The 6,000-nt window shown below is 67.7% G+C and carries 5 protein-coding genes; all 5 read left to right on the top strand.

Translation table 11 applies throughout. From position 1 onward, the window contains the following. The coding region (locus PLE19_11800; GenBank protein HPD15630.1) for a LamG domain-containing protein at nucleotides 1-1,339 on the top strand (1,339 nt) is incomplete at its 5' end. 416 nt (nucleotides 1,340-1,755) lie between these two features. After that, nucleotides 1,756-2,400, top strand: coding sequence for a response regulator transcription factor (locus PLE19_11795; protein HPD15629.1), 645 nt, complete (start codon nucleotides 1,756-1,758; stop codon nucleotides 2,398-2,400). Nucleotides 2,401-2,456: 56 nt separating this feature from the next. Then, entirely contained in the window at nucleotides 2,457-3,200 is a 744-nt protein-coding gene (locus PLE19_11790) for a response regulator transcription factor (GenBank protein ID HPD15628.1), read from the top strand. Between the two features lie 272 nt (nucleotides 3,201-3,472). Beyond that, nucleotides 3,473-3,844, top strand: coding sequence for an Hpt domain-containing protein (locus PLE19_11785; GenBank protein ID HPD15627.1), 372 nt, complete (start codon nucleotides 3,473-3,475; stop codon nucleotides 3,842-3,844). Between the two features lie 11 nt (nucleotides 3,845-3,855). After that, nucleotides 3,856-5,970: a response regulator gene (locus PLE19_11780; protein HPD15626.1), complete on the top strand. Its 2,115-nt coding sequence runs from the start codon at nucleotides 3,856-3,858 to the stop codon at nucleotides 5,968-5,970. The last annotated feature ends 30 nt before the right edge of the window (nucleotides 5,971-6,000 follow it).

The following is a 6,000-nucleotide window of genomic DNA, read 5'->3' as shown; positions in this document are numbered from 1 at the left end:
GGGCGGCCTGAAGGTGGCCAGCGGCGTCCTCACCCTCAACCCGCCCGCCCCTGTGCCCCTGCCCGCCAACCCCATGGCGATCTGGCAGTTCAACGACGGCTCCGGCTCCGTCGCCTCCGACGCCAGCGGCAACAACCGCTTCGGCACGCTCGTGAATAGCCCGACCTGGGTCACCGATGGCGTCATCGGCGGCTCCCTCTCGTTCAACGACACGAACAACTTCGTGGCCGTCTCGCGCTCGACCAACGGCGGCATCAACATTGACAACCAGTCCTTCACCCTCAGCGCGTGGACCAAGATCTCCCCCACGGCCGCCGCTGCCGACTACTTCTTCGGACAAGGCACCGGTACGACCACCCGCACTGTCCTGCACGTTGGCCGCCGCGACGCCAACCAGGAGACGATCGCCTTCTACGCCGATGACCTGAACTATGCCAACAACGCCCTTGTGAGCGACACGGCCAACTGGCACCACTGGGTGATGACATTCGACGCCGCCACGAACACCCAGAGCATCTGGTGCGACGGGGTGCTCCGAGCCAGCCGCACCACCGGCGGGGCCTTCGCGGCTGCCAACTCGACCGATTTCTGGATCGGCCAGGCCAACAATGGCAACTGGTTCGGCGGCCAGATTGACGAGGCCGCCGTCTACGGCCGCGTGCTCAACAGCACGGAGATCCAGAACCTCTACCGCGCCGGCGTTCAGGGCGGCTACGGCGCCGCACGCTTCGGCAACCTGAACATGGCCGATGGCACGCAGATCGTCGTGGGCAACAGCAACCCGGTCGGGTTCAGCACCGCCACCTTCGTCGGCGGCGCCCAAATCAACGCCCCGGGTGGGGTGGTCATTGACTACTCGCTGGTGCCCAACCCGAACGGCACGGGCACGGCCAACATCACCGGACCACTCACGCTTGGGGATCGCCTCAACTACGAGTGGAGCTTCAGCAAGTTCAGCAACGACCTCGTGACCATCGTGGGCGACCTGCGCTTCGACAGGGCCTTCACCCTCGAGCTGTTCGGCCAGGGTGGCAACCTCCTGCCAGGCGACATCGTCCCCATCTTCCTCTTCAGCGGCAGCCTCACCGTGGCCGGCCAGCCCTGGAACGCCCTGAGCAACCCGCTCCAATACCTCATCCAGATCGGCAACCTGGACGATCCAGGGTTCAAGTACATGTGGGACATCAGCGACGCCAAGTTGCTGGTGAACCCGCTGAGCTACCCGAGCGGCATCTACCTCACGGGGGTGGAGGTCATCCTGGTCCCCGAGCCCGGCACACTGGCGCTCCTGGGTCTGGGCGCCCTGGCGTTGGTGCGACGCCGCCGTCGCTCCGCATAGCGCACCGAGCGAGTTCGACACACGAGACCGCCTGCCAGCCCGCCGGGGCGTGACGGCCCCGGTGGGCTGGCCTTTGGGCCCAAGAAACGAATGGCCCCCTTGCCAGTGTCGAGCGGTCACGCGAAGCAACGTGGTGTCGGCCGGCGACCGAGTTCGCTCACGGCGTGAGGCCCTGCCGGACCATCTGCCTCTGCGCACATGCCTGGGGATTGCCCACAGCGCGCGCGTACCTCTCCCGAGATGGTAGCGCCCCGCGCGCGATCCAGGGCACATCGCCCGGTCGTTCAGTTGACATGGCCGCGAAGTCGTGGTAGCATCTACTAGGCATTGACCAAGGGTTGCAGCCCGCGCGCGGCATCGTAGTGCGGTGGGAGCAGCTACGCGGTGGGCGTCAGGGCACGCAAGGCGGAGGGGCCATGGTGCGACTGCTGATCGCTGTCGAGCACCGCATCATCCGCGAGGGACTCCGCAGTCTGCTCTCGGCCGAGCCTGAGCTGGAGGTGGTGGGCGAGGCTCAGGACGGTGGGGAAGCGGTTCGCATCGCTGCACAGCTCGTTCCCGACATCATCCTGATGAGCACGGACCTCCCCGGCCTCTCGGGGGTGGAGGCCACGCGCGCCATCGGCGAAGCAGCGCCCTCGGTCAGGGTCCTCATGCTTTCACCCCACAGGAACACGCCGCTGGTTCTCGAAGCCCTGAGGGCGGGCGCCTGCGGCTATCTGCTCCAGACCAACTCTGCCGCCGAGTGCATCGAGGCGATCCGAGCCGTGGCCGCGGGCCAGACGTATCTGAGTCCTGCCGTGGCCGGGGCCGTGCGCGAGGACTATGTGGCGGGATGCCGCCGAGCGGCCCCGTCGCCGCGGCAGTGCCTCACTGCCCGTGAGTGTGAAGTCCTGGCCCTGATCGCCGACGGCTACAGCTCGAAGGAGATCGCTCGCAAGCTGTGCCTGAGCACGCGCACTGTGGAGAAGCACCGGGGGCGTCTGATGGAGAAGGTCGGGCTGCGCGGCATTGCGGAGCTGACCAAGTTCGCCATCAGGGAGGGGATGACCACGTGCTGATGCCAGTGCCGCAGGCCGCGCCCGAGCGCAACGGCCGCCCGGGAAGGAGGGGGAAGATGGCACACAACCCGGAGCACATGCCCGACACCTCGCGGGTGCGGCCGATCCGCGTGATTCTCTCCGAAGATCACGAACTGGTGCGTGCGTGCCTGCGCGTGCTTCTGGACGCACAGCCTGACATCGAAGTCGTCGGCGAGGCCGGGGATGCCGCCGCGACGGTGAGCCTGGTCGGGCAGATGCACCCCGATGTGGTCATTGTGGACCTGATGCAGCCGCGCGGCGGCGGCTCCCACGCCATCAGTCGGATTGCCGCGCGCTGGCCCAGCGTCCGAATCCTGGTATTGACGGCCCTGGCTCAAGCGCAGGCCGTGAGCCAGGCGTTGGCGGCGGGCGCCACCGGCTACCTTCTGAAGACGTGCGATCGCGTAGCTCTGCTCAACGCGGTCCGCAGTGTGGCGGCGGGGGGAGTGTACCTGAGCCCGGAGGCCTCGAGCGTGCTCGTCGAGAGCTATCGGGCGGCCCCCGCGCCGCCCCCAGGGTCCGAGAGCCGGTCCCTCGCCGAGCGCGAGCGCAGGGTGCTCGCCTTACTGGCCGAGGGGCTGAACTCGGAGCAGATCGCCGTGAGGCTGGGCGTCAGCACGAGGACAGTCGCGAAGTGCCGGGCCGAGATTGCCGCCAAGACGGGGTTGAGAGGGATCGCCGAACTCACCAGGCTGGCCATCGCCGAGGGGCTGGCGCCCGCCGGGCCGGTGCCCGCCGGTGCGCCAGCGAGCCAACTGCCCGCGACAGCCGGTCAGTGAGCGGCGAGCGCCCTCCATGGCGACGGGGCGGCGGTGCACGCTTCGTGCACACAAGATCGCGTGGAAGTACTCCTTGAAGCCCTGGGCTAGCCGGGGTAGCATCATAGAACGTAGAGGGGCGCCTCCCGGGCGGTGTGTCGGAGGCGGCACCCAGGGATACTCTGGGCACGGGAACTCCAGAGGGCACGCGACGAAGGGCTGAAGCGGTCCGTCTGCGCCTTGCATGCGAGGTGAGGGGCGGCGTCTCCGGCTAGGGGGCATCGGAGCGCGTGATGGTGGGTGGGGATACCTTCGATAGCTCACGGCTACTGGCTTGGTGCGGCGAGAGGCGCCTTGCCGTCAACCTGGTCAGGCTGTTCGTGGAGCAGGTCTCGGTGACACTTCGGGGCGTTGATGAGCGCCTGGTGGTGGGTGACACGGCGGGCGTGGCCGCGTTGGCCCACAAGCTCAAGGGAGCCGCGGGGCAGCTCACGGCCGACAGCCTCTCCACAATCGCGGGCAGGATGGTGGAAATCGCCCTCGCCGGCAATGTCGGTCAAGGGCGGGAATTGTTGGAGCAACTGCGCGCCGAGGCCCGCTCGTTTGTCACCGCGGCGTCGCAGGCTCTCGGGCATTCCTTCGACGATGCCCTGGTCAGCCGCTAGGAGGGGAGCTGGTGCACCTGCTCGCCGTGGACGACGACCCCATCGCACTGGAACTGCTGTCTTCGGCCCTGGCCGATACAGGCCACACGGTGCACTCTGCCCTGAGCGGAGCGGATGCTTTGGCCCTCATCCGCAAGCAGCCGATCCATCTGGTGATCTCGGACTGGATGATGCCGGACATGGACGGCGTGGCGCTCTGCCGCCGCATCCGCGCGGAGTCCTATGGCCGGTACATCTACATCATCATGGTCACAGCGCGGGACGCGGCCGACGACCTGATGGAGGCCTTCCGCGCCGGGGCCGACGACTACATGGCCAAGCCCTTCGATCCTGCCATCCTGCGCGTGCGCATTCGCGCGGCGGAGCGCGTGCTGTCGCTCCAGGCGCGCGAGGTGGCCGTCTTTGCATTGGCCCGCCTGGCAGAGTGGCGCGACCCCGAGACGTCGTTCCACCTCCAGAGAATCCGCGAATATGTCCGCATCCTGGGAGAGAAACTTGCCCATTCCGGCGATTTCAACGGAGCAATCACGTCGTCCTTCGTCGAGAACCTGGTCCACACCTCGCCGCTGCACGACATCGGCAAGGTCGGCATCCCCGACGCCGTCCTCTTCAAGCGCGCGCGCCTGAACGCTTCGGAGTTCCAGCTCATGCAGCGCCACACGCTCATCGGGGCGGCCACGCTCGAGGCGGCGTCGCATCAGTGCCCCGAGGCCGACTATCTGCTCATGGCGCGCGACATTGCGCTGTGCCACCACGAGCGCTTCGATGGCAAGGGATACCCTCACAGCCTGGCAGGCGATCGCATTCCCCTGTGTGCCCGCATTGTCGCCTTGGCCGATGTCTACGACGCTCTCACGAACCGCAGAGTCTACAAGAAGGGCTACCCGCACGAGGTGGCGCGCGAGATCATCCGTCAGGAGCAGGGCAAACATTTCGACCCGCGCGTTGCCGCAGCGTTCCTGGCAGCCGAAGATGCCTTCCTCGCGGTGCAGGTGCCCCGTGACCCCGGGGCGCTCAGCGACGCCCCTTGCACGGCGCAGCATGACTTCGCTCTTGAGGAGATCACCGGGACGCTTGGCCCACATGTGCAGCCGGACACGCCGACTGACGCCCACCCGGACCGCGCCGGCAGCCTGGCCGAGTCGCGCGCAGTGGGCAAGGAGGTCGTCTCAGACCAAGGTCCCGTGGCAGATGTCGTCTGCCAGACCGCGGCAGCCGAACCCCACCCCCTCTCGCTGCTCGTTGTAGGGCCTGCGGCGCAAGTCAGGCAAGCCTTGAGCGAAATCCCCGGAGGCAAGGGCCTGCCCGCCATGTCCGCCGAGTGGGTGGGAGGTCCGGACGAGGCCCGCGAGAAGCTGGGAGCTCGACGCTACGATGCGATCGTCATTGATCTCTCGCTGGCTGCCTCAGGCGGGACCGCGCTGATCCGCCGTCTCTGCTCGGCGGCTCCCGACGTTCCGGTCGTTGGCGTGGGAGATGCCCGCGACGAGGCCCTGGAGACCAGCGTGTTGCGAGCCGGCGCGCAAGATTGCATCTTCGAGGAGGGGCTGCGGCACGACCTTCTCGGACGGACCATTCTCCACGCCATCGAGCGTCACCGTCTCCTGGAGGAGGTGCGCGCGCTCTCGCTCACCGACGAACTGACAGGCGTCTACAACCGCCGGGGGCTGTTCGCGCTCGCGGAACAGCAGCTGATGCTCGACGCGCGGATGGGATGGCAGACGGGCCTGCTGTATGCCGACGTGGATAACATGAAGCAGATCAACGACACCCAGGGCCACGCGGCGGGCGACCAGGCCCTGCGCACCGTGGCAGACGCCATGCGCCGCGCCTTCCGGGCGTCGGATATCATCGCACGGGTCGGCGGCGACGAGTTTGCCGTCGTGGCAGCCCATGCGAGTGAGAGGTTCAATGATGCGCTTGCCGCGCGTTTCCAGGAGGCCCTCGCGCGCAAGCACCAGGAGAACGGCCACCCCTATGAGCTGAGAGTGAGCGTGGGCACGGTAGTGTGCCCCCCGGGTGCGCGGGTCGCCTTGGACACCCTCCTGGCAGAGGCCGAGGCCGCCATGTACAGGGCAAAGCGACATCGGCCTCACCGTGTCCCTCTGGAGACATCCGCGCGGTAGGCCGTTGCCATTGGCACGCAGAGCGCGTGC

This window comes from Planctomycetota bacterium, assembly GCA_035384565.1.
Classification (GTDB): Bacteria; Planctomycetota; PUPC01; order DSUN01; family DSUN01; genus DAOOIT01.
This window is presented reverse-complemented; position numbering and strand designations above follow the sequence as displayed.

Excerpts from the sequence above, each read along its gene's own strand:
- PLE19_11795 (HPD15629.1), top strand. The coding sequence starts at position 1,756 with ATGGTGCGACTGCTGATCGCTGTCGAGCACCGCATCATCCGCGAGGGA.
- PLE19_11790 (HPD15628.1), top strand. The coding sequence starts at position 2,457 with ATGGCACACAACCCGGAGCACATGCCCGACACCTCGCGGGTGCGGCCG.
- PLE19_11785 (HPD15627.1), top strand. The coding sequence starts at position 3,473 with ATGGTGGGTGGGGATACCTTCGATAGCTCACGGCTACTGGCTTGGTGC.